Origin of the sequence: Fibrella rubiginis, from assembly GCF_017353185.1 — a bacterium.
Lineage (GTDB): Bacteria > Bacteroidota > Bacteroidia > Cytophagales > Spirosomataceae > Fibrella > Fibrella rubiginis.
Window position 1 is genome coordinate 161,482 of sequence record NZ_JAFMYV010000007.1, and the last position, 21,780, is coordinate 183,261.

Annotated in this window: 19 protein-coding genes; 7 read left to right on the top strand and 12 right to left on the bottom strand. The window is 49.2% G+C overall.

What is annotated here, in order from left to right:
- Positions 1–952 precede the first annotated feature (952 nt).
- From J2I47_RS14985 to J2I47_RS15025, 9 genes are all read right to left on the bottom strand, one after another.
- Positions 953–1,390, bottom strand: coding sequence for a hypothetical protein (locus J2I47_RS14985; protein ID WP_207365402.1), 438 nt, complete (start codon positions 1,388–1,390; stop codon positions 953–955).
- 643 nt (positions 1,391–2,033) lie between these two features.
- Positions 2,034–2,267, bottom strand: coding sequence for a hypothetical protein (locus J2I47_RS14990; protein WP_207365403.1), 234 nt, complete (start codon positions 2,265–2,267; stop codon positions 2,034–2,036).
- 157 nt (positions 2,268–2,424) lie between these two features.
- The gene (locus tag J2I47_RS14995) at positions 2,425–4,029 is read right to left on the bottom strand and encodes a hypothetical protein (protein ID WP_207365404.1); all 1,605 of its coding nucleotides are present in this window, start codon (positions 4,027–4,029) and stop codon (positions 2,425–2,427) included.
- A 23-nt stretch (positions 4,030–4,052) separates the two neighbouring features.
- The gene (locus J2I47_RS15000; protein ID WP_207365405.1) at positions 4,053–5,138 is read right to left on the bottom strand and encodes a DUF6371 domain-containing protein; all 1,086 of its coding nucleotides are present in this window, start codon (positions 5,136–5,138) and stop codon (positions 4,053–4,055) included.
- A 78-nt stretch (positions 5,139–5,216) separates the two neighbouring features.
- Positions 5,217–6,476 (bottom strand): AAA family ATPase, encoded by a 1,260-nt coding sequence (locus tag J2I47_RS15005; protein ID WP_207365406.1) that lies wholly within the window; start codon positions 6,474–6,476, stop codon positions 5,217–5,219.
- A gap of 73 nt (positions 6,477–6,549) precedes the next feature.
- Complete coding sequence (locus J2I47_RS15010; RefSeq protein WP_229374620.1) at positions 6,550–6,999, bottom strand: VRR-NUC domain-containing protein; 450 nt, start codon at positions 6,997–6,999, stop codon at positions 6,550–6,552.
- Entirely contained in the window at positions 6,996–7,274 is a 279-nt protein-coding gene (locus tag J2I47_RS15015) for a helix-turn-helix domain-containing protein (protein WP_207365407.1), read from the bottom strand. The genes J2I47_RS15010 and J2I47_RS15015 overlap by 4 nt, the downstream gene beginning before the upstream one ends.
- Positions 7,275–7,356: 82 nt before the next feature.
- Complete coding sequence (locus J2I47_RS15020) at positions 7,357–8,418, bottom strand: hypothetical protein (RefSeq protein WP_207365408.1); 1,062 nt, start codon at positions 8,416–8,418, stop codon at positions 7,357–7,359.
- A 59-nt stretch (positions 8,419–8,477) separates the two neighbouring features.
- A complete protein-coding gene (locus J2I47_RS15025) occupies positions 8,478–9,785 on the bottom strand; it encodes a site-specific integrase (protein ID WP_207365409.1) in 1,308 nt (435 codons plus the stop codon).
- 570 nt (positions 9,786–10,355) lie between these two features.
- On the opposite strand from J2I47_RS15025, the gene J2I47_RS15030 reads away from it, so the two are divergent.
- Complete coding sequence (locus J2I47_RS15030) at positions 10,356–13,064, top strand: NB-ARC domain-containing protein (RefSeq protein ID WP_207365410.1); 2,709 nt, start codon at positions 10,356–10,358, stop codon at positions 13,062–13,064.
- Positions 13,065–13,255: 191 nt separating this feature from the next.
- Here the strand turns inward: J2I47_RS15030 and J2I47_RS15035 are convergent, their stop codons facing one another.
- The gene (locus J2I47_RS15035) at positions 13,256–14,392 is read right to left on the bottom strand and encodes a Fic family protein (protein WP_207365411.1); all 1,137 of its coding nucleotides are present in this window, start codon (positions 14,390–14,392) and stop codon (positions 13,256–13,258) included.
- 205 nt (positions 14,393–14,597) lie between these two features.
- Between J2I47_RS15035 and J2I47_RS15040 the strand changes: the two genes are divergently transcribed.
- A complete protein-coding gene (locus tag J2I47_RS15040) occupies positions 14,598–16,247 on the top strand; it encodes a sodium/sugar symporter (RefSeq protein ID WP_207365412.1) in 1,650 nt (549 codons plus the stop codon).
- A 107-nt stretch (positions 16,248–16,354) separates the two neighbouring features.
- On the opposite strand, the gene J2I47_RS15045 is transcribed toward J2I47_RS15040, so the two are convergent.
- On the bottom strand, positions 16,355–17,374 hold the full coding sequence (locus J2I47_RS15045; protein WP_207365413.1) for an LLM class flavin-dependent oxidoreductase: 1,020 nt from the start codon (positions 17,372–17,374) through the stop codon (positions 16,355–16,357).
- A gap of 259 nt (positions 17,375–17,633) precedes the next feature.
- Here J2I47_RS15045 and J2I47_RS15050 point away from each other — a divergent pair, with 259 nt between their 5' ends.
- The 5 genes from J2I47_RS15050 to J2I47_RS15070 all read left to right on the top strand — a co-directional run bounded on the left by J2I47_RS15050 (position 17,634) and on the right by J2I47_RS15070 (position 20,587).
- Positions 17,634–18,521 (top strand): inositol oxygenase family protein, encoded by an 888-nt coding sequence (locus J2I47_RS15050; RefSeq protein ID WP_207365414.1) that lies wholly within the window; start codon positions 17,634–17,636, stop codon positions 18,519–18,521.
- 86 nt (positions 18,522–18,607) lie between these two features.
- Positions 18,608–18,790, top strand: coding sequence for a 50S ribosomal protein L33 (gene rpmG, locus J2I47_RS15055; RefSeq protein WP_207336688.1), 183 nt, complete (start codon positions 18,608–18,610; stop codon positions 18,788–18,790).
- Positions 18,791–18,858: 68 nt separating this feature from the next.
- The gene (locus tag J2I47_RS15060; protein ID WP_207336689.1) at positions 18,859–19,014 is read left to right on the top strand and encodes a DUF4295 domain-containing protein; all 156 of its coding nucleotides are present in this window, start codon (positions 18,859–18,861) and stop codon (positions 19,012–19,014) included.
- A gap of 137 nt (positions 19,015–19,151) precedes the next feature.
- Positions 19,152–20,114 (top strand): signal recognition particle-docking protein FtsY, encoded by a 963-nt coding sequence (gene ftsY / locus J2I47_RS15065; RefSeq protein WP_207365415.1) that lies wholly within the window; start codon positions 19,152–19,154, stop codon positions 20,112–20,114.
- Positions 20,115–20,128: 14 nt separating this feature from the next.
- Complete coding sequence (locus J2I47_RS15070; protein ID WP_207365416.1) at positions 20,129–20,587, top strand: carboxypeptidase regulatory-like domain-containing protein; 459 nt, start codon at positions 20,129–20,131, stop codon at positions 20,585–20,587.
- Positions 20,588–20,754: 167 nt separating this feature from the next.
- Here the strand turns inward: J2I47_RS15070 and fbp are convergent, their stop codons facing one another.
- A complete protein-coding gene (fbp, locus tag J2I47_RS15075; protein WP_229374623.1) occupies positions 20,755–21,780 on the bottom strand; it encodes a class 1 fructose-bisphosphatase in 1,026 nt (341 codons plus the stop codon).

Genomic DNA, 21,780 nt, shown 5'->3' on the forward strand with positions numbered 1-21,780 from the left:
TAGACTTCTCGCGGAAGTCGATACGTAATTCACCGCTATTAAGCCATCTGTTTATGCTCGAACGCAAAGAAAATACGCTTACTACAAAAACGCCCGACAGCATAACCATCGGGCGTTCTAATACCTAATTGGGTATAATATAGTACTTGCCTAACCTGGCGAATGTTAGATTGTTTTTGAGTGCTACCGGTTGGTTACAGGCTATACTTCACACGAAAACGCCCAACAGTACCACCGTTGAGCGTTTTATCACTACCTAAGAGTTTGATTCAATAACTCGTTGAGTTAACACGATGTAACCGGCTTTGTTGTTGTTACGTGGTCGGTAGTCTGTTATAGTTTGATTAAAAGAACCACGACGATACGCTGACCAGTTTAAGCCATGACTCCGTTGGAAGGCGTTTCAGTGACCAGACCGCGCCCGTATACATCTCACCGTTAGGGGCATCGACACATCAGATTCAGAACGAATCGTCAAAAGAGTACCAAATGCACATACATGGCTTTTTAGATGAGTATATCTAAACGTCACGTTTTTTTTACCCTGAGTAGTTCTTTTGCCTGTCGACAAAATACTCAGTATATGGTTTATCTAACTGAAAAAGAGCTGACTACAGCCACGGTATCGGCTGAGCGAATGATGGTAGTCTATGCGCCAACCAAACGAACGATGTTCAAGGTACATGTACCCAGCCGGCTAATGCCAGAGACTGTACAACCCGCTAAACTCGCTTTGAAACGGCGCGAGCACCCTGGCTATAAACTTACCTGGAAACGCGTTGGAGGTGACTCTGATTGGGAATTAGTCACAGAATACCGGATCGTATAGCCAGCCTGGTAGTGTACGCTTAAGGATGTCGTTTTCTCCCTAAACTAGGCGCAAGGTGGTAGGAGCAAGAAAAAACCCCGACACATAGCCAGGGTTCGTTCATTATAGCCTGATAGGTACTTACTACTGGTAGTGTTGCAGTTCAGTGATGGCCGCCAATAACAGCGTTTCTAACTCGCTGTTGATTGCGTCGTCTTTTGCCAGCCATACGGCGTAATCATCGGACGGATCGGCCTTCCAGATTCTTATGTCGTTGTCGTTGCGCTCGTCGATCAATCGTTCTAGAATAGCCTCGTCGAAGGTTGGGGTAATGTCGGTACGGGGGCTCATAGTACGTAGGTCTAAAAGTCTTTTTTCAACGTCCCAAGAAAGCCCATCAATACGGTTCTCGACAACTTCAAGTGCGTTGTAGTCTTCCCGGCTTTTACTTCGGGCAAGTTGGCGGATAGACTCTTTGCGACCATACAGTAGAGCCCGAAGGTAGGGGGCGGCATCTGATACGTGAATACTGCCCAGAGAAAGGGTAAACGATTGGGGGGCGGGTGTGTTAGCCGTTGCCATGTTGTTTGGGGTTCCCTGTTTTTGGGGCTAGTGCGTCGTTGCCGTTGGGGAATGACCTAAGTATAGGGAACGGCCTTGGTGAATCCAAGCATTTGAGAAACTTTTTCGCGTATACGGTTACTTGTTGCGAATGCATCTGCTTTTTGCTGCCTGCCCTTCTTATGGCCTGATACACCCCTGTAAAGGGTCTGGTATTACATGTTTGGCCCCGTAGCTGGCTGGCATAACAGAATAGAACCGGAGGTAAACAAAAGAAGCGTCGACAGATTGAGCCGGTTTGTTCTCAACTTCTGTGCTCATCACGCCAAAAGCCCGTTAGTGTCGGCGTCATTCAATACAGGTACCGAATGGCAATATTTTCATGTAATCTACCGGGGGGTATTTGGGTCAGGGGTACGGGCTTTTTTGGGACGGGGGGCTAACCCTACAATCTGGCTATCAGCGAAAAAAATACAATTAAAATTTACAAATCTGGTCACTTTGCTCATGTGTTTAAACGACTGATTATCAAACTACTTGTGATAATTACGCGGGCGCGTATAGCGGGTATTGCGTGATGTGGTGAGTGGCAGGGGGAATAGAAGGGAGAAAGGGGTAGTACAGCCATGTCGTATTACTTCACCGTCAAGCGTAGAGAATTTTACTAACTCTTCAATGCCGCTCCCTTTTTTATAAGCAAAAAAGCGAGAATGGTTATCAAAATACCTCCTAAAAGTCTGCCTACTATTTCGGCGCGTCTCTCACTACTAACCTCAGATGTTAACGCATCTACTAGAGCATAGAATGTTGGAAACATTTGCTTTAATGCAGTGACCAGCACTATTACCCCGAAGATTAGTAAAATCCAACCGGAGGTGATTTTTAAAATCTTTTTCATATCTATTCACGCAAAATTGCAAGACAATATATAATTCGTTTTTGAAACATATATAGAATAGTACTGCCGGGTAGTACTTTCAACACAATCAACCGGACATATCTAAATACAAGAAAGGGGCCAACGTGCGCACGTTGGCCCCTTTCTTATATATCCACTACGGATTAGGTCCAAGCAAAAAGTCGCGTAACTCCTGCGCTCGAAGCTGCTGTTTTCGACTTGGTATCAAGCCGGATAGCGGCGAACGGCTACCCGTTTCGGCTGGAGCACTGATCACCGTTTGTGCCCGCTTCTCGTCGCTGTTGTTGGTGGCCGACGTAGCGCCGATTTGATTGGCTGCCAGTGCTGAGTAAGGGATGGGCAGTAGTACGGTTACGTCGTGGCTTTTATCCGGTCTGCCGTCTTTGCCTACCTGGTCGATGATGTTAGCCGTAGCCAACACATGCGGAACCCGGCCAACACCCGGAGCGCCGCCCTCTCCTTTGACGTGAAAGATGCGGTTCGTATCCACTCGTCTAAACAGGATGGGGCTTTCATCGGCATTACCAACCCGCTGACCATTGACCGTAACCGATGTGAGATTAGAAGCTATCAGGCCGGGCGCCTGTTTGCCCTCCGTATCGGGCGGGAGTAGGGGGGCTATATCGGATTCGATACCGACGGTCTGAGCCAGCAGTCTACCCACTTCGCCACCTACGCCATGCGATACCATCACCTCACTGCCATTCATGGTAATGGCCTTCCCGTTGGGCCCCCTGGCAATCGAAAGGCTTGTCTTTGGTGGTGCCCATATGTTTTGCACGATCCCGGCACTACCCGTACTGCCTTTGGCCTCGGCCTGCGCTTTCTGGGCCTGGGCGTTCTTTAGGCTGACCTCGGCACTGGTTCGATGGCGTTCTAGGCTCATGCCTTCTCGCTGGATAGCCAAACCCTGTCCCTGGTAGTTTAATGCCTGCTGACGGAAGGCGTTTTGCTGGGCTTGGTCCTGCGCCTCCCACGGGCTTTGTGAATCCATCTTCCACGTCCTCCCGCCTCGATAATCCAGCCGTTTGATGTAGTCGGCGGCTTCGGCGGGGGTTAGTCCTTCGCTGATCAGTCGGTCTTCTAGGTCCTGGTGGGTGACCTCAAAAGCCTTGTACTGTGGCCGCCCTCCTGCCTTACCCACGTATTGCCCGTAGGGGCTTTGGGCGTGGTGGTTCTTATCGAAGTAGTCCCACACATTTTTCGGCGCATCATAGGCACCCTGGAAATGAAGAGTATCAGTTCTGCCCTGCATGTAGTCGGCGTAATGCTGATCGAAGTTCCCTACAATGAGCTTACCCTTTGCCTCAGCATCTTTAGCCAACGCATAGTTAGCCATATTCTGGATCGCCCTCGTGTAGAGCGGATGGCTAACGAGTTGCTTGGCGAACTGCTTGGCTGCAAAGTCGCCTCGTTCACGCTGGTAGCGGGTCACGTCGCCGCCGTAGTCATCGCGTAATTCGGCTTCTACCTGCTGGCGAAACGGTTCGGTCAGGTTCAGATTAAGCCGGGCTTTATCGGGGGCTAGTAGACTCTGCTGGTCGATGGCTGACAGGGTGTTTTGCACCTGCCCTAAAGCGGTACGTTTCTGGTCAGCGGCTTGTGCTGCCTGCTGCTGGTCGAGTTGCACTAATTGCAGATTGGCGGCCTTATCGGCGCGTTCTTGGGCGAAGTTGCGGGTTGGCATGAGGGCCTGTGCCAGGCCAGCCGAAAAACGTGGATTTGCGGGGATTCCAAACATGAGAGATTAGGGAGTATAGTCAGTTAAAGAAATTCAATAAGTGCCGGGTCAGGTCGAAAAACGGTGCCGGGTTTCCAATCGGTCAGCGTCGTTACAATCCTGGGCGGTGGTGCGGGCATCAGTAAGAAGTCGGCAAGGTCTAGCCCGTCCTTCCGCTGCTGCTCGGTGGCGTTGTCTTCGAGTAGTGATGAGACACGGACCCGATAGCCCTCGGCTCGCATGGCCTCGGCTCGTTTCGACCAATCATCGAAGGCGTTCAGGTCAGGATAGAGCACGACCCTACGGCCTTTCAGTCCGGCCAACCGTGACGGCTTCGCGTAACTCTTAGCGCCAAAGGCAAGCCAAATAAATTGCGGAAAGTGCCCAGCGCACACAACGGCGGTTTTACACGCCTCCACGATGGCCACGGGCTTATCTGTCGGCTCGGTGTATAGCTGGTGAAGCCCGAAGGTGACCGGCCACGTCTCGTTCTGTTCTAACCACTCCGGTATGGATTCGCCGCGTTGTCTGTACTGCCAGCTCAAGCAACTTCCTGCCGATCCGAAGTGATCTTTACTCCGGTGCCAGTCCTCGCGAAACAGAACGACCTGCCCACCTCTTACGCGCTGCTGCTCATCTATGATCCAAAATACGGTAGCTCCTGGCCAACGTTTCGACGTACCGATCTGGAACCGTTTCAACAGGTCTTCGGCTTTCTGCTGCCCAAAACGACTACATAGTAAAGTAGCAAACTGGTTGCTGTCGTAGTGGCCTAATGTCTTTCTGAATACCTCATCGGGTAGGGTGTAAATCGGCTCTTCGACTACCGGGCAAGGTGTGGGTGTCGTGTGGCGGGTGTAGCTCGGTGGCAGTGGATTGGCTGTTTTCCAGTGCTCGAACACCTCGTCGGCGTAGCTTGTACCCTGTGGGCCACTATGGTATGGGCTGAGATGATAGCCGCAATTACTCTCCCGGTCGCATCGCCCAAACTCTTCGGGTAATACTTCTCCGGCCTGGCTATCGACGTAGCGCGACAGGGTACGCCGATGTTTTGGCCCGCACTGTGGGCAATCTCCCTTGATCGCCTTTTTAGGCAGATGATAGCGATATTCGGTTGAGTTAGCTGGCATGACTTAGGCTGGTTTCTAAAGTTTCCAGTTTCCAAACCCCTAGAGAATCGGAAACTGGAAACTTTTCTGATCTTGAGTTTACCGAGAGTTTCCTGTAGGAAACTGTGAGGAAACTTCGGTTTCCATCTCCTCTTTGGGGCCATACTTTGCTTCTAGCTTGGAGATGTACCCTTTCGACATACCGGCATGTTGTGCCAGCACGTCACCCTTGAGGCCAAGCCCACGAAGTCGCTGTATCTCCTCGTATTTTTCGCGGCCTACGTCGGTATCGTCCTTGGGTTTCATCAACTGTTCAAAGGGTATCCGCTCGGCGGTCTGTGTGAACTGAAATGATTCAAAGCCTAAGGCGTAGCTGTCGCCTTTGAACTCGTCGGGCAGGTAGTTCCCTTTGACAATACAAAGGTGTCGGCGGCTCTGGTCGTGGTGGTCACGGCGCAACTCAATCAGCAGTCGCATCTTTCCCTCAAAACCTTGCCCACCGATAACGTTATGTTTGCTGGGGGCTTCGTCGTCTGTTCGCTTGCCGGTGTGGTGTAGCCACAGAACAAGGCAACCATGTTTCTGAGCCAATTGGCTGTAGCCATGTAAGAACTGCCGAATCTGGTTTGTCTTGTTGGCATCACCGCCGTACAGGTCGCCAAACGCATCAATAACCACAAGGTCAGCCGGTGCGTTAGTCAGTCGGCGGTCAAGCTCGTTTAGCAAGTCGTGTGTATCGAAGATGAACCGCAATCCCTGGCAGTCGGACGGGTTTTTCTGTTGCGCCTTGTTGAGCATGCAAAGCAAAAAGGCGGTGGCGTTTTCGTCGTCTTCGGTACTAACGTAGATAGCGGAACGGTGTTTTGCCCGGATGGGCCAGCCTAAAAAATCAGCCTCACCGGTTCCGACGGAAAACGCCAACTGTCGAAGAAACGCCGACTTACCAACGTCGCTACTACCTGCCACGGCGGCCAATCCGACGGCCTGAAATATCGGCTCTATCAGACAGGGAATAGATTCAACTTTCCGCCGTAATAGGTCTGTCGCTGTTACTTCGCGTAGCGGATCGGTCGGCGGTGCATCTGTTGTTTCATCAGTAGCTTTCTTGCCTGCTGTTTCGTTGGCTGATTCTTCCATCCCTTCGGCATCGGCGGCAATACCTTCGGCTATCCAGTCGGGGGCCTTGGGTGGCTGAGATTTTGCGTAAGCCTCGGCGGCTTCGGCCTCAGTAGCGGCGTAGGGTACTTCGCTTCCTCGCTCGTACACATGGTAAGGCTTTTTCGTGTTCGGCGCTGATCGTATCCATTCAGCACCATGTTCACCAAAAAAATGCCTTGGAGTTTTGTTATCTTTGTTCATAAAAATCAGTGAGTTGGGGGTCGTTGCCGGGGGGTGGCGGCTCTTTTTTTGTTGAAAGGAAAACGCGCCTCGTTCAGATGAACGGCGGGCGGGTGAGCGAGTTGAACCAGTCGAAGAAGCCCTGAAAATCTCTCGCCACATAGACCGCTGCACCTGACTTTTGCAGGTCGGCAATAGCTTCTTTCTGGTCGTTGGACAGTTGATCTTTACCAACCTTGATTTCAACGTGTACGGCTCGGCCATGCACCACGGCGAACACGTCGGGTAGGCCTCGCCGTTGCTGTGAACCCACAAACTTTTTGAGGTCTTCCCGGTAAGTACCAACGCTCTGTAGGCGGGTGGCGAAGTGGCCTGAATAGGTGAAAAAATCCACGATGCAACGAGTCAGGTCATTGGCTGACTTGTCGCTGTACTTCGCCTTGATGCGGGCATGTGGTGGCAGCGTGGGATGCTTGGCGGCTTTGGCGGCGTCGACCAACATCTCCAGTTGTCGGAGTGCCGGGATTGGTGCGGGCTGGCTCATACCTCAACGCCCTTTTTAAGCACGGCCGCAAACACCTCACTACGTAGATAACGGACTTGATTACCAATGCTGTGCTTTTTGAGAATGCCCCGTTTACACCAGTCCCACACCGTGACTTTGGTAACTTTCAAAAGGCGGGCGGTTTCTTCCGGCGTAAGTAGTTCGTCAGCCGGGGCGGCTGGCTGTAGAGCGGGCTGATTATGCTTAACGGCAATACTTGCCCCCTCTATAATCATTTCCCGTAATTGACTGACAGGAATCAATACCATCTCCATGTTCGCGATTGGTTAGCATTAAACATGGAGGCAAGTTTCAATCGGCGTTTTGCACGACCTTGCACATTCCGCACAGGTGCGATTAGTGCGGAATCTTAGCTACGAAGTAGTCTTTCAACTTTTTAGCTGTGTCGGCTTTGGGCTGATGGTAAGCTGTCCGGCGGCTAATTTCAAGACCCTTGAAATAAGACATTAGGAGGGGTATCAAGTTTCCCCGGTCGCCTGTTGACTTCATTTTTCCCTTGCTCTCTAATCTGTCTACCCAAGCCATCAATATAGATCGGCTACCTTTCTTACCGACCCAATTAACAGAATCGTCAATAGTCGGTTTTTCATATTTCCGTAGGACATCTATGTAATGGAGAAAGTCCTTTTCGCTGGCAAATAACTGCACGAGAGCGTCATATTCCGTCTCTTGGTTTGGTAATGAGTTGACGTTATTGCTACGTTTGATCTCACTTTTGGCAGAAACGGGTGTAAAGACTAACTCGCTTTCCTGTTCGGCTATATCGGGAAAGGCTAACTCGAAATGTGAATTTATTATATATGCAACTCCATTTACCTCGCGCATTAAACCAGTGCAAAGCCGATTAAATTTAATTAATGCTGGCCTTAGGGCTGCCTCATCTTCCACAATGTCGCCGAACTCGACATTACCCCAAGAATTAAACAAGTCTGTGCGGTCTTCCATTAGAAGCAAGTTTTGTATTTCGCTTATTAATTCTTGGAATGGATACAGAGGGCATGAGTTGATTCTAGCTTGTTCGCACTTATATGGGCCTTTGTACACTGTATCTTTCCAAAAATCAATTTCACAAAATTGCTTTACTGGCTTGAGCAATAGATTGTCGAGAAACTTATAATAGCTACGTAGTGCACTGGGTGAGTGTAAAAGGGCGTCTGTGTTGGCTCTGATTTCCTTAGCCAAGAGGTCAATATCCTGTGTGAAACCCGTTTCGATTTCATTCCAACGATTTGCAATAATATCAATAACGTCTGGCCATAGGCTCCATCTTGGATCAAAAGCACAGAGTGGCAGGTAAAAAGCCATTGCCAATAGGCTACGGTTAAGCTTATAGGCTGTGACTGTTTTTGTGCTGCTTGGTGAATAGCCGAACTGTTGGCCGTTGTCGTTGGTTTGCATGGTGTTGAATCATAGTAGCCCGCTGTTGGTGTTCTGGACCTCGGCGGGCTTTTTGTTGATTAGGCAATCTTGAACGGTGAGTTAGCTACCTGCTTCTGCCAGTGTAGAGCCATTACTTTGGCGTGTTGCTCGCGATCCAGCTTAATATACTTCATGAACGCCTTTTCGGTACGGTGGCCGGTGATCTGCATAATGGTCATGGCCGGAATGCCCAGCAGGTACATATTTGTTGCAAAGCTTCTCCTGGCGGTATGGGTTGAGACCATTTCCCACTTCTCGAAAGATTTGGTAATTCGCTTGCCTCCCTTCGTTTGTGCCTTGCTCTCGATACTATTGATACCTGCCAACTGGCAAACCTCCTTCAGATAATCGTTCATCTTCTGGTTTGAAATGCTACGAGGCAAGGTGCCGCCGTACTTTGTCAGCATGGCCGTAACAATGGCATGGCAGGGGATTACCACTTTGTCAGCGGTCTTCTGCTGCTCAATCCGGATCAGCCCGTCTTTGATGTATTCGGGCCGTAGATTGGTCAAATCCGAGAAACGTAGGCCGGTATAACATCCAACGAGGAACAGGTCTCTAACGCGCTCTAATCGCTCCGTTCTAGATAGGTCTACATTCTGTAAGCATAATAGTTCGGCCTCGCTCAAATACACGTTATCGGCATCCTCTTTGACCACTTTAAACTTGCGGCTCCGGTAATCCTGCTTAACGGCTATTCCCCTCGCGCTGGCATCGTTTAGAAAGACCTTCAACGTTTGCAGGTACTTGCCTACGTTGTTGGTGGCAAAGCCCTTTGTTGCTGTCAGGTAGGCATTGAACGCGTCGTAGAAGTCCAGGTCGATAGAATCAAAGTCAACCCTACGGCGGTAGGTTGTGGCAAACTCCCGTAGGACTTTTAAGACCGTTTCGTACTTCTGGATAGTTCGCCGTTCGACGTGCTTGCCGGTCTCGATATTGACGCGGGTAGGGGCGGCTGTAATGAAGTCAGCAATGAAGGTGAACAGGGCTGGCTCGGTTGGCTCTGGTTTGGCTACATCGACCACTGGCTTTAGGTACGCATCAATCCGGACCTTTACGCTCTCTTTGGTCAGGGCTTGCCGGTTCGACTTCATGTCAGCAATAATGTGCTTGACGGCTTCTTGAGTATCCTGTAGCCAGTCGTTTATCTGCTGCTTGTCGGTGGCATCGACGACGTTCTTTACCCGGCTCTTCAACGGGTTCCAGTGAGCGGGGATCACTTTGAAACCAGTAGCCACTTTTATACGGTCATTGTTGAACCGTACGATACCAATAATAGGCGTTGATGTGGTCCCGTTAGGGTCTCGTAATACGTAGGAGATTGCCTCTTCTGCTTGCCGGGCCATGTCTGTTTTGTCGTCGTTTGGTATGCTGGCAAGGTAGCAGGAAAAACGACTCGGGGACGGAATGGGGGACGGAATAGCTTAATTTATTCGTATCCGGGCTAACTAGGCTTAACTATGCTATATATCATAAACGGCTTATACTGCTTAAATAAGTCGTTTTTATGCTGTTCTCTTGCTGGAATAGACATACTCGGATTAACTAGGTTAAAGTCCAGCTCCCGCTACATAATAAAAACCCTGATAGATAGTCTATTGGGGTTTTTTGTTTTTCTACAACATAGAAACTTGCCAATCTACTTCTTCCACAAGGTCAGCCTTGTATGCTTCAATATACAAAGAAAAATGTTTGTATAATTGTATGCGTCTTGCTAATTTTATATCCTTGCGTCAGGCAGTCTCTGTTGTCGGGTTTAAACAAAATTCATATAAAGGCATTACCAGGTCGCAATGCGTCAATACAATATTGCTTCATGGATCGATTGTTGCAAAAATACTCGACAATATAATTTTCTGATCGTTTGTAACCTTTGTAAGAGATTTTCACTGCTTGACAATTAGAATTTAGTAGCCATGAACTACATTATTTCTCATATTGATCGAAGAATTAATTTTCTAGAGGCATCTAATGATAAGTCAGCTCTTAAAGTGCAGCTACAAGCAAAATTTGAATTTTATTTGATATTGATGCTTGGATACATGTGGAGCAACTTAGATAGAATAGAAGAAGAAGATAAATTACATGTATGTACCAGTATACTTAGACCATCAGTAGGCAGTATAGTATCCATTCTGAGAACCTTAGATGTTGACAAATCGTTATTCGGCAACAAGAAATATAAAACCGTACAAGATCAATTAAATAAATACCCTCAACTCAGAAATGAAAAGATAGGACATGGATATTCATTTGAAGATGATTTAGATTCTTGCATCAAGCTATTTAAGGATCTTATTACAGTTATCGAAGAACAGAATTATATGTTTTTTACAAATGAAAAGACGGATATTATACATGTCAAGGGTATTAGAGATAACCAGTATTACGGAATAAATTATAAAGCCGAAGGTTTTGATTATACCGTATGGCATTGTTCAAAAGAGGTTGATACATTTGAAATAGATTCTCTATATCTTTACGCAACAGACATGAATTATACTAAAATAGGTCCGTTCGTTTTGATTGAAGACGAAGATAATTTCTACACATTCTCTAACGTGCAGGATAAACTTACAGGACGATCCAAATTTAATAAACTCATAAAAACGGGTGTAACTTACAAAGATATATCAAGCTTTAGAAATCTTAATGTATTGAGCGATGGAATAAAAAAGCGTGCTTTAAACGGTACAGTCATTAATAACTTTTCCAACAATTTCAAAAGATATATTGATGTAGGAATAAAAGGTAAAATAAAGAATTTCCTGACAACTAACAAATCCTCAGTTTTTGCAACTCTCTGGGGCCACGGTGGTGTTGGTAAGACCGCGTCGATCCAAAGCCTCTGTGAAGACCTATCGAATCAAGACAAGAAGATATTTGACTACATCATTTTTTTATCAGCAAAAGATAGATACTATAACTATTACAAAGGCGTAGTTGAAAATATCGACGAAAAAAATATCTCTACTTTTGAAGAGATAATAATGTACATTAATAATGTTTTATTTTCAAATAAAACATTTGATCTTGAAGCAATTGTAAATTTCGAAGGATACATACTGCTCATTATAGATGATTTTGAAACTTTCGCAAAAGAGGAAAATCGTAAGATTAGCAAGTTCATTAGCTCACTCGATATAAACAGGCATAAGGTACTAATAACTACAAGAGCTGCTACGCTTATATCTGGTGAAGAGATCTCCACTAATGAGTTATCTGAAGATGAGACAGTTGTGTTTTTGAAAGAAGCAATTGGCATTGAGGTTCCGTCTTTTGTTATTGAAACAATATTGCCACAATTAACTAAAAGCACCGTAAAGACTAAGTTACATCAAGTAACGGGTGGAAGACCTTTATTTATTTTTCAATTTGCAATATTATTGGGTCAGAAAGGGAATTTAATGGATTCTCTTGAGCATGACATCAAGGGTAGTCAAGGAGCTAATGTATTTCTGTACGATAGATTGTATGATTACTTATCTCTAGATGCAAAGAATATGTTTTTAGCTGCAAGTTTATTAGTATCAGAAGATGATCTTTCGAATTTAGTGAGTAAGCTGAGATTTATTTTAAATAAAGAGGGGAAAGAAGCTGAGTTCAGAAATGCTCTTAACGAACTAATAAAATTAAAGATAATTGAAATAGAAGATAAAGACTTTTTTAAAGTATACTCGGTTGATATTTTGCGTATCATGAAAAAATATTATGATACAAAAGGTGAGGAGTACGATGGAAGTATTACAAGTAGATTTAACCTTGTCACGATTGATAAAAAGCTAAGTACTGATACTGCTTTGTTGGCTAACGCGGATGCAAGTAGACCTGTAAATACTGAGGCAGAGGTAGAAGGAAAGTATAGACACATATTAAACAGAGAAAAGTCTCCAACTGATGTTAAGTTAAGGGCAGCATTAAATTTTGGCGAATATCTTTTTTCAAACGCAGGAAAAATTGACAAAGCTCTAGACTTTTTAAAAGCTTACAACCATCTCTTTAGTAAAGAATGGCGCTATGTTATAATGTACGCTAGATACAGCTGGTCTGAAGGATCTAAAGAAAATCGTTTATATGCTATCAATTTGTTGCAAGATTCGATAACGCAAAAATTAGACATTACAGATGAAGCTAGAATTGAAATTTTGGGGACATTAATGGTATACGTAACAATACAAATAACAGACGAAAGGTACGAACTTAAAGAACAAAGGACTTATGGTGAGGTTACAGAATCTCAGTTCAGGGCTATATATCATACTCAAAAAGAACGTTTTGAAAAAATATATAAATTTCCAGGAAAGAAGCTTTACGATATAGCTAAATCTAGTGATCTAATGTTAATGAAACCTAGCGTAAGAAGTTACCTCATTGATGGAATAAATCAATTTGTCGAGGTATGTATTAGGATAAATAATTTTAACATGGCAAAGAGCGTTTGCACTTACATCATTAATACATTGCCACAAAATTTTCATGGAGCTTTTAAAAATAAAATGAATAGGATTAATAGAATACATAGTGACAAGAATAGAGTTAAGAAAAGTGACAAATTAGGTTTTAGCTCGCAAGATTCAGATCTGGCTATTAGACTTAAAGAAGCCATGAAAAATAATAAGGTATAATAACTCATCTGTCGATATAACCTGTTAATAATATGCATGATGCCATTCAATCCGCGTAAGACTATTGTGTAATTAGCGGAGATGACATCTCTGGCAACCCAGTTCGTCATGACTTGCGTAATCAGATCCTTGCGTTCAAAGCACTGTTTGACGGTTAGTCAATATGTAGCTTATCGTTTATGCGGCTACTATTACTCTGCAAGGATGCTATATAATTCCCGGTTGATGTAGTAATGGTTGCCGCCTACTGTTTTGCGTTCTAGTACGCCGATCTCGACTAGTTTATTGAGGTAATCACGGGCTGTGTTTTCGGCGTAGGTGCGGTCTTCGGTCAGGTGCCGGACGCGGGTGATGGGTTGGGTGAAGATTTTTTGTGTCAACTGATCGGGCCGACGAATGCGCTGCTGTTCTGCAATTACTTCGCCGATAGCGTTGCGGGCGGTCAGGATGCGGTTGATCTTTTCGTAGGTCAGACTAGCCGTTTCGGCTACCGCCCGTAGCATATAGAGCAGCCAATTTTGCCAGTCGCCGCGTTGGGTAACTGCCGCCAATGTGCTGTAGTACTCCTCTTTGTGTTCCAGGATATAACGGCTGAGGTATAGGATTGGGTAATCTAGCAATCCTTTTTGGGTTAGCACATGAATGTTGATCACCCGCCCCGTTCGGCCGTTGCCGTCGCGGAAAGGGTGAATCGCCTCGAACTGCGCATGACCGATAGCCATTTTCAACAATGGGTCAACGGGGTAAGTCTGATCGTCGTTCAGGAAGCTGGCCAGGTTCGTCAACTTGGCTTCCAGCACACCCGGCCCCCGGGGTGGTGTGTACACAGGCTTACCCGCGTTGGGGCCACTACCACCTTGCCGGATATAGACCTGAGAGAAAGCCGGGCGAATGCCTTCAGGTGACGACTGCTTGATTTCCTGAAAAAGTTGCACAAAATAATCTACGCTAAACTGCTGTTGCTCAGCCAGGTAATTGAATCCCTTCCACAACGCCTCCCTATATCGAAGTACTTCCTTAGTCGGTTCACTAGCCTGTTCAGTCGTTTGTTCGCTAAACGCTTTGTAGAGTTCATCGTCGGTCGTAAAAATGTTCTCGATGGCACTCGATGCTTTCGCCTCCTGAAGACTAATGGAATTGATCAATAAGGCCGGGTTGGGAATAGCTACACTCCGTCCCTGCAACCGCCCAAGTGCTTCTTTGGCATAAGCCAATTGCTCATAAACCGCCACAGACCGGTATAGATCGGGGTGAATAGGCAAGTCAGGCAGACCATTCCACGGCTTGTTCCGGTCTGGATTAATCGTGTATAGGGCGGTTTGAGGCATTAAAAACGCTGTGTTTTAAGGTTAGATTAATGTGATGGCCTCAAATATAGGTTGGTTTTCATAGCTAACCTTAAAATCAACTTGTTTTAAGGTCAGCTATGAAAACCAACCTTAAAACGGTCCTCTATCGTTTTGGCTGGTGGGTGAAATGGGTACGAAATAGGGCATGGTTGTCTTTACCACGTACCTAAACTTCTGCCTTCCTATGAACCACCTAGCTGCCGCAGATTATGCGGTATTCCTGACCTATTTCATCATCGTTGTCGGCTACGGCTACTGGATTTATCGCTCCCGGCGGGCGGGGGAGACCGATACCAAAGATTTTTTTCTGGCCGAAGGGTCGCTGACGTGGTGGGCCATCGGGGCCTCGCTGATTGCGTCGAATATCTCGGCTGAACACTTTATCGGCATGGCTGGGTCGGGGTTTGCCATGGGGCTGGCGATTTCGTCGTATGAATGGATCGCGGCGGCGACGCTGGTCATCGTAGCCGTGTTTTTCATCCCCATCTACCTCAAAAACCGCATCTCGACCATGCCGCAGTTTCTGGCGCAACGGTATTCCGACACCGTCAGCACGATTCTGGCCATTTTCTGGCTCGTAGTCTACGTGCTCGTCAACCTTACGTCGATTCTGTATCTGGGAGCCATCGCCATCGAGTCGCTGGCGGGGATTTCGTTTACCACCTGCACCATCGGGCTGGCCGTTTTTGCCATTTTCATTACCCTCGGTGGCATGAAAGTCATTGGCTATACCGACGTAATTCAGGTGGTGGTGCTCATCGTCGGTGGGCTGGTGGTAACCTACCTGGCCCTGCAACTCGTGGCCGACAAATCGGGGGTCGGTCCCGCGTCCGGGAACGGCGTCTGGAATGGGCTGCTGGCCCTCCGCACCCGCGCCGACGATCATTTTCATATGTTCTTCGCCGAAGGGCAACCGCACTACCAGGCCCTGCCGGGGATGTCGCTGGTGCTGGGCGGCATGTGGATCAACAACCTCTATTACTGGGGCTGCAACCAATACATTGTGCAGCGCGCACTCGGCGCCGACCTCAAGACCGCCCGTAGCGGCATCCTGTTTGCGGCGTTCCTGAAACTGCTGATCCCGCTGATCGTGGTCATTCCGGGCATCGCGGCCTATGTGCTCTATAAAGAAGGTACGTTCCAGGCGGCAATGACGGCGGGCGGGGTCGTGCGGCCCGACAATGCCTACCCCACACTGATGAACCTGCTGCCCACGGGCATGAAAGGCCTGGCTTTCGCGGCCCTGACGGCGGCGGTAGTAGCCTCATTAGCAGGCAAGTGCAACAGTATCTCCACGATTTTCACGCTGGATATTTACCGGAAGTTCGTCGACAAGAACGCGTCGGAACAGAAGCTGGTGAACGTAGGGCGCTGGGCGGTGGTGGTGTCGTTTGTGGTGGCCATTATCATCGCGCCCATGTTGCGGTCGTTCGATCAGGTGTATCAGTACATTCAGGAGTACACCAATTTCCTGACGCCCGGTGTGTTTTCCATTTTCGTGCTGGGCTTTTTCTGGAAACGTGCCACCAACCGCGCTGCCCTGACCGTGGCTATCCTGACGATTCCGCTCTCGATCCTGTTCAAATTCTGGCCCGAGATCAGCCACGTATTTGGTGGTCAGGCCGCCGAAATACCCTTCCTGCACCGCACCACCTGGGTTTTTGGCATCGACATGGCCCTGATGGTACTTGTATCGCTGACGGACCCGGCGAGTGTACAGAACCCCAAAGGCTTGGCTATTGACCAATCCATGTTCCGGGTGTCGCGGTCGTTTTTGGTAGGGTCAGTCGTAATCGCGGCGATTTTGATTGGGTTGTATGCGAAGTTTTGGTAGCGATTTAGGGTAATTGTTTCAGGGCGAGGGTCTACCCCACCCCCGGCCCCTCCCCTGAAAGGCAGGGGCCGGGGGTGGGGGTGGGGTAGACTCTCGCCCTGAAACAACTACGCCACAGAAACCACCTCCCGCTGCAAAATTGCCTCTCGCGCCTGTGCGGTGAGTTCAAATGAACGGAGCCGGGCGGCGTGGTCGAAAATTTGGGCGGTGATCATCAGCTCATCGGCCTGGGTTTGGTCGATGAAGTTGGTAAGGCCCTGTTGTACCGTTTCGGACGAACCAACGACGGCGTACCGGAGCATCTGGCCCGCACCCGTCTGCCGGAGGGCATAATCGAGCAATTCGGGTTGATCGACGGGGGGAGGCAATTGGCCCGGATTGCCGCTTCGGAGGTTGATAAACTGCTGTTGCGCCGAGGTAAATAGCCGTTTGGCTTCCTCGTCGGTATCGGCCGCCACGACGTTTACGCCCAGCATCACGTAGGGTTTCTTTAGCGTTTCTGACGGCTGAAACTGGGTGCGATACGTGTGCAGGGCCTGCATGAGCGCGTCGGGGGCAAAGTGCGAGGCAAAGGCGTAGGGCAACCCCAGCATGGCGGCTAGCTGCGCTCCAAACAGGCTGGAGCCTAGTATCCAGATAGGTACGTTCAGGCCCGCCCCCGGCATAGCCCGTACCGCCTGCCCCGGCTCGGCGGGTTGGAAATAGTGTTGCAACTCAACCACATCCTGTGGAAACGTATCTGGCCCGGTCAGGTTGCGGCGCATGGCGCGGGCCGTAACCTGATCAGAACCCGGCGCACGACCTACACCCAGGTCAATCCGACCGGGATACAGCGATGCCAACGTGCCAAACTGTTCGGCAATGACCAGCGGTGAGTGGTTGGGCAGCATAATACCCCCCGACCCCACGCGGATCGTGTTGGTGCCACCCGCAATGTAGCCGATCACCACCGACGTAGCAGCGCTGGCCACGCCGGTCATATTGTGGTGTTCGGCCAGCCAATAGCGGTTGTAACCCCATGTTTCGGCGTGTTGGGCCAGGTCAAGGGCATTGTTAAGTGACTGTTTGACGGTGTTCCCGGCGGCAACGGGCACCAGATCGAGTATAGAAAATGGAACGTTGTTCATGGCGTTGGAAAAGATAGCAGCCCAACCGAGTTGCTTACTGCATTACTTCTTCCCGTAACAAATTGGTCTGCTGAATAATTGCCCGGACAAAGTAGGGAGGTGCTGTCTGGCAGCTTTCTCAAATCGGAGTAATTATTGATGCCATCGCTCCAAGCGATGACATCAATGATCGATTGTCCAAAATCCAGCATCCAACATCCAGTATCTTAAAGCTTTACCCGTACTTTTGTTGGTCTATCGCGTTTATTCTTAAAGCATTATGCAGCAGCAAACACTTACTCAGCAGGAAACCAACCCCCTTGCCAGCCTTGAGCAGTGGGAAGACGACGTTTTGCTGCGCTATCCCGAGCCGGGCTGCGCTCAGCCGACGCACAAGGCGAAGGAAGCCTACCGCAACTACGACAGTCCGGAGCGCGATACTGTGCGGGAGTTTTACCGCCTCAATCACCGCTACCAGACGTTCGACTTTGTTCGGGAAAAGGAAAGCGAGTTTCTGAAGTTCGACAAGAAGGAAATGCCCGTCTGGAACGCGATGGAGTTTCTGAATACTCTCGTCGACGATTCAGACCCCGATACCGACCTCGATCAGCTACAGCACCTGTTGCAAACCGCCGAGGCTATCCGCGCCGACGGTCACCCCGACTGGTTTGTGCTGACGGGCTTTTTGCACGACATGGGTAAAGTGCTTTGCCTCTTCGGCGAACCGCAGTGGGCCGTGGTGGGCGACACCTTCCCCGTGGGTTGCGCGCATTCCGACAAGATCGTCTACCCCGAATATTTCGCTGCCAACCCGGATAGCTATGATGAGCGGTATAACACCAAATACGGCGTTTACAGCCACCATTGTGGCCTGAAGAACGTGCATATGTCGTGGGGGCATGACGAGTATCTGTATCAGATCACGAAAAATTACCTGCCCGAGCCGGCCTTGTACATGATCCGGTATCACTCGTTCTACTCGCAGCACCGCGAAAAGGCCTATGATCATTTGCTGGACGACCACGACCGGGCGATGTTCCCGTGGGTTGACAAATTCAACCCGTATGATCTGTATTCGAAAAGCCCAAAACCACCCGTGGTGAGCGAATTGAAGCCGTATTACGAAGACCTCATCGCCAAATATTTGCCTGCAACGGTTCGGCTGTAAGAATCTGACCCACAACTATAAGGGACTGTTGGAGTTTCAAAACGGGTTTCCTATCTTTGCGCTCCCGTTGAGAAAATCACATAGCCATGGCTAAGAAAGGTAATAGAATTCAGGTAATTTTGGAATGCACCGAGCAAAGGGCAGCGGGTGTTCCGGGTATTTCGCGGTACATCACTACCAAGAACCGTAAAAACACCCCTGCGCGTATCGAGCGCAAGAAGTACAACCCCTTCATGAAGAAGGTAACGTTGCACAAAGAGATTAAGTAATCAACTCATCAATGGCGGAACCCGTAGCGTAACAGCACCGAGGCACACGTCGAAACGTACACAGCACAATGGCTAAGAAGGTAGTTGCAACCCTGAAGACAAAAGATAACGGTAAGGCTTTCGCTAAAGTTATCCGCGCCGTGAAATCTCCCAAAACGGGCGCTTACACGTTCAAAGAAGAAATGGTGCCGGTTGATGAAGTGCAGAACGCGTTTAAAGCGTAATTGCCCGCCAACTAACACACATTACAATGAAGTCCCGATGAGGGACTTTTTTTGTATCAAACATAATCGTAAGTCGTAGCTTTTCAGACCTGCGACTTTCCGGACTTATGACTCACAGACTTACGACTTAATAGCCCATGGCCTTCTTCGGATTATTTGGTAAAGAGAAAAAAGAGTCGCTCGACAAGGGGCTGGAAAAAAGCAAAGACAGCTTCTTTTCCAAGCTTGGTCGGGCTGTAGTGGGCAAAACCACCATTGATGAGGAAGTCCTCGACGAACTCGAAGACGTGCTGATCTCCTCAGATGTGGGGGTAGAGACCACCGTAAAGATCATCAAGCGCATCGAAGCCCGCGTGGCCCGCGACAAGTACATGGGCACCGACGAGCTGGACAAAATCCTGCGCGAAGAGATAGCCAGCCTACTCTCCGACAGTGTCGGCACGGCCATTACACAACGCGCTGATTTTGAGCTGCCTGCTGATAAAAAGCCGTACGTCATTATGGTTGTCGGGGTGAACGGCGTAGGCAAAACCACCACGATTGGTAAGCTGGCATCACAGTTTCATAAGCGGGGCAAGAAAGTAGTGCTCGGCGCGGGCGACACCTTCCGGGCGGCAGCCGTAGACCAGCTCAAGCTATGGGGTGAGCGTGTAGGGGTACCCGTCATTTCGCACGGCATGAACACCGACCCTTCGGCGGTGGCCTATGACGCCGTGAAAAAGGCCACCGAAATGGGCGCCGACGTGGTCATCATCGACACCGCCGGACGGTTGCATACGAAGGTGAACCTGATGAATGAGCTATCGAAGATTAAGCGCGTGATGCAGAAATTTATCCCCGACGCCCCCCACGAAGTGCTGCTCGTGCTGGACGGATCTACGGGCCAAAATGCGTTTATTCAGGCTACCGAATTTACCCGCGTAACAGACGTTACAGCCCTGGCCATCACCAAGTTAGATGGTACGGCCAAAGGCGGCGTGGTCATCGGTATCTCCGATCAGTTCCGCATTCCGGTGAAGTATATCGGCGTCGGCGAAAAGATCGACGATCTGCAAACGTTTGATAAAATGGAGTTCGTGGATTCGTTTTTCAAGAAATGATTGGCCCTTCTACTATGCGATTCATCTTACTCTTACTCACTCTCCTGACAACCACCGCTGTAGCTCAACATCGTAAAAAAAGCGTAAGCAACAAGCAGGGTATCTGTGGTGTAGTGGTGGAACGGAAGGGTAATCAGATGCCCGGTCCGGGTGCCGGGCCATCACAAGGAGAACCCGTTTCGCGGGAGGTGCTGGTGTATCCGGCGCTGATGATGGATGCTGTGGAAGGCATGGAAGAAGGATTCATTACCTCGACTAAAGGCGTAGAGCCGATCCAGAAAGTGCAGTCAGGTAAGGACGGAACGTATTGCCTCTACGGCCTCCCCGCTGGCACGTATACTGTGCTGGTCCGTGAGCCTAAAGGGTTGTACGCCAGCTTGTTCGATATAAATGGGCGGCTTAATCCAGTGACGGTCCAGAAGCAAAAAGTGGCCAAGCACAACATTCAGATCACGTATCAGGCAGCGTTTTAAATGGGCCAGCTTTGGCGTACGTATCCGTATAGTTTCGCGCTCCAGGGGCTGACGCATAGCCCTTCGACAGGCTCAGGGTGACAGCCCATCTAAAGCAAATCAGGTAACTTGAATCTAGTTCCCTGTCACCCTGAGCCTGTCGAAGGGCAACCAGCGCGAAGCTACAGTTACCCGTTTAAAGACATCCCGTTCAACTGATCAATCATATTGCTTGAGCCAATAAACAGCGGGCTTCGCTGATGGAGGGATGTAGGGGCTACGTCCAGAATGCGTTGCTCACCATCGCAGGCGCGGCCGCCGGCTTGCTCGGCAATGAAGGCCATCGGGTAGCATTCGTAGAGCAGGCGTAGTTTTCCCTGTGGAGATCGGGCCGTTGGCGGATAGAGGTAAATGCCCCCCTTGATGAGATTTCGGTGAAAGTCGGCCACCAGCGAGCCAATGTAGCGGCCCGTCATGCGCTGCTGTTTGCAACGTTGCAAATAGGTCTGCACGGGGGCGGGGTAGTCGGCTACATTGCCGTCGTTGCACGAAAAGATCTGGCCTGTAGGAGGTTGTTTCAGGCTAGGCTGCGACAGGATGTATTCACCCAGTGATGTATCGTAGGTGAAGCCGCTCACGCCCTCGCCGGTGGTCAGTACCAGGATTGTGGAGGAGCCGTATAGGATATAGCCTGCCGCCACCTGCTGATCGCCACCCTGCAGAAAATCGGCCAGCGTAGCCTTGCTACCCACGGGTGTAACGCGGCGATAAATGCTGAAAATAGTGCCTATCGACACGTTGACGTCAATATTCGACGAGCCGTCGAGGGGGTCGATGGCCACCACATATTTGGCGTTGACGTTGCCGGTGTGGATGATGTCTTCGTCTTCTTCCGAAATAATGGCGCACACTTCGCCGCCGTTTTTCAAGGCTCGGATGAACCGGATGTTGGCCACCACGTCCAGTTTCTGCTGCGTCTCGCCCTGCACATTATCTGACCCCGCCGACCCGGTAATGTCCATCAGGCCCGCCCGGTTGATTTCGCGGTTGATGATCTTGCTGGCCAGCGCCATATCACGCAGCAACTGTGATAGTTCGCCAGTGGCGTAGGGAAACGCCGTTTGCCGCTGCATAATATACCGGTCGAGCGTGATGCCGACGGGCAGGGCCAGGTTTGCCAGCGCCATTGGTGGAATTGGAGACAGGGTGTTCAT

Bases quoted from the DNA above. Each gene is read 5' to 3' on its own strand.
- J2I47_RS14985 (WP_207365402.1), bottom strand. From the start codon at position 1,390: ATGGCAACGGCTAACACACCCGCCCCCCAATCGTTTACCCTTTCTCTG.
- J2I47_RS14990 (WP_207365403.1), bottom strand. From the start codon at position 2,267: ATGAAAAAGATTTTAAAAATCACCTCCGGTTGGATTTTACTAATCTTC.
- J2I47_RS14995 (WP_207365404.1), bottom strand. From the start codon at position 4,029: ATGTTTGGAATCCCCGCAAATCCACGTTTTTCGGCTGGCCTGGCACAG.
- J2I47_RS15000 (WP_207365405.1), bottom strand. From the start codon at position 5,138: ATGCCAGCTAACTCAACCGAATATCGCTATCATCTGCCTAAAAAGGCG.
- J2I47_RS15005 (WP_207365406.1), bottom strand. From the start codon at position 6,476: ATGAACAAAGATAACAAAACTCCAAGGCATTTTTTTGGTGAACATGGT.
- J2I47_RS15010 (WP_229374620.1), bottom strand. From the start codon at position 6,999: ATGAGCCAGCCCGCACCAATCCCGGCACTCCGACAACTGGAGATGTTG.
- J2I47_RS15015 (WP_207365407.1), bottom strand. From the start codon at position 7,274: ATGGAGATGGTATTGATTCCTGTCAGTCAATTACGGGAAATGATTATA.
- J2I47_RS15020 (WP_207365408.1), bottom strand. From the start codon at position 8,418: ATGCAAACCAACGACAACGGCCAACAGTTCGGCTATTCACCAAGCAGC.
- J2I47_RS15025 (WP_207365409.1), bottom strand. From the start codon at position 9,785: ATGGCCCGGCAAGCAGAAGAGGCAATCTCCTACGTATTACGAGACCCT.
- J2I47_RS15030 (WP_207365410.1), top strand. From the start codon at position 10,356: ATGAACTACATTATTTCTCATATTGATCGAAGAATTAATTTTCTAGAG.
- J2I47_RS15035 (WP_207365411.1), bottom strand. From the start codon at position 14,392: ATGCCTCAAACCGCCCTATACACGATTAATCCAGACCGGAACAAGCCG.
- J2I47_RS15040 (WP_207365412.1), top strand. From the start codon at position 14,598: ATGAACCACCTAGCTGCCGCAGATTATGCGGTATTCCTGACCTATTTC.
- J2I47_RS15045 (WP_207365413.1), bottom strand. From the start codon at position 17,374: ATGAACAACGTTCCATTTTCTATACTCGATCTGGTGCCCGTTGCCGCC.
- J2I47_RS15050 (WP_207365414.1), top strand. From the start codon at position 17,634: ATGCAGCAGCAAACACTTACTCAGCAGGAAACCAACCCCCTTGCCAGC.
- rpmG (WP_207336688.1), top strand. From the start codon at position 18,608: ATGGCTAAGAAAGGTAATAGAATTCAGGTAATTTTGGAATGCACCGAG.
- J2I47_RS15060 (WP_207336689.1), top strand. From the start codon at position 18,859: ATGGCTAAGAAGGTAGTTGCAACCCTGAAGACAAAAGATAACGGTAAG.
- ftsY (WP_207365415.1), top strand. From the start codon at position 19,152: ATGGCCTTCTTCGGATTATTTGGTAAAGAGAAAAAAGAGTCGCTCGAC.
- J2I47_RS15070 (WP_207365416.1), top strand. From the start codon at position 20,129: ATGCGATTCATCTTACTCTTACTCACTCTCCTGACAACCACCGCTGTA.
- fbp (WP_229374623.1), bottom strand. From the start codon at position 21,780: ATGAACACCCTGTCTCCAATTCCACCAATGGCGCTGGCAAACCTGGCC.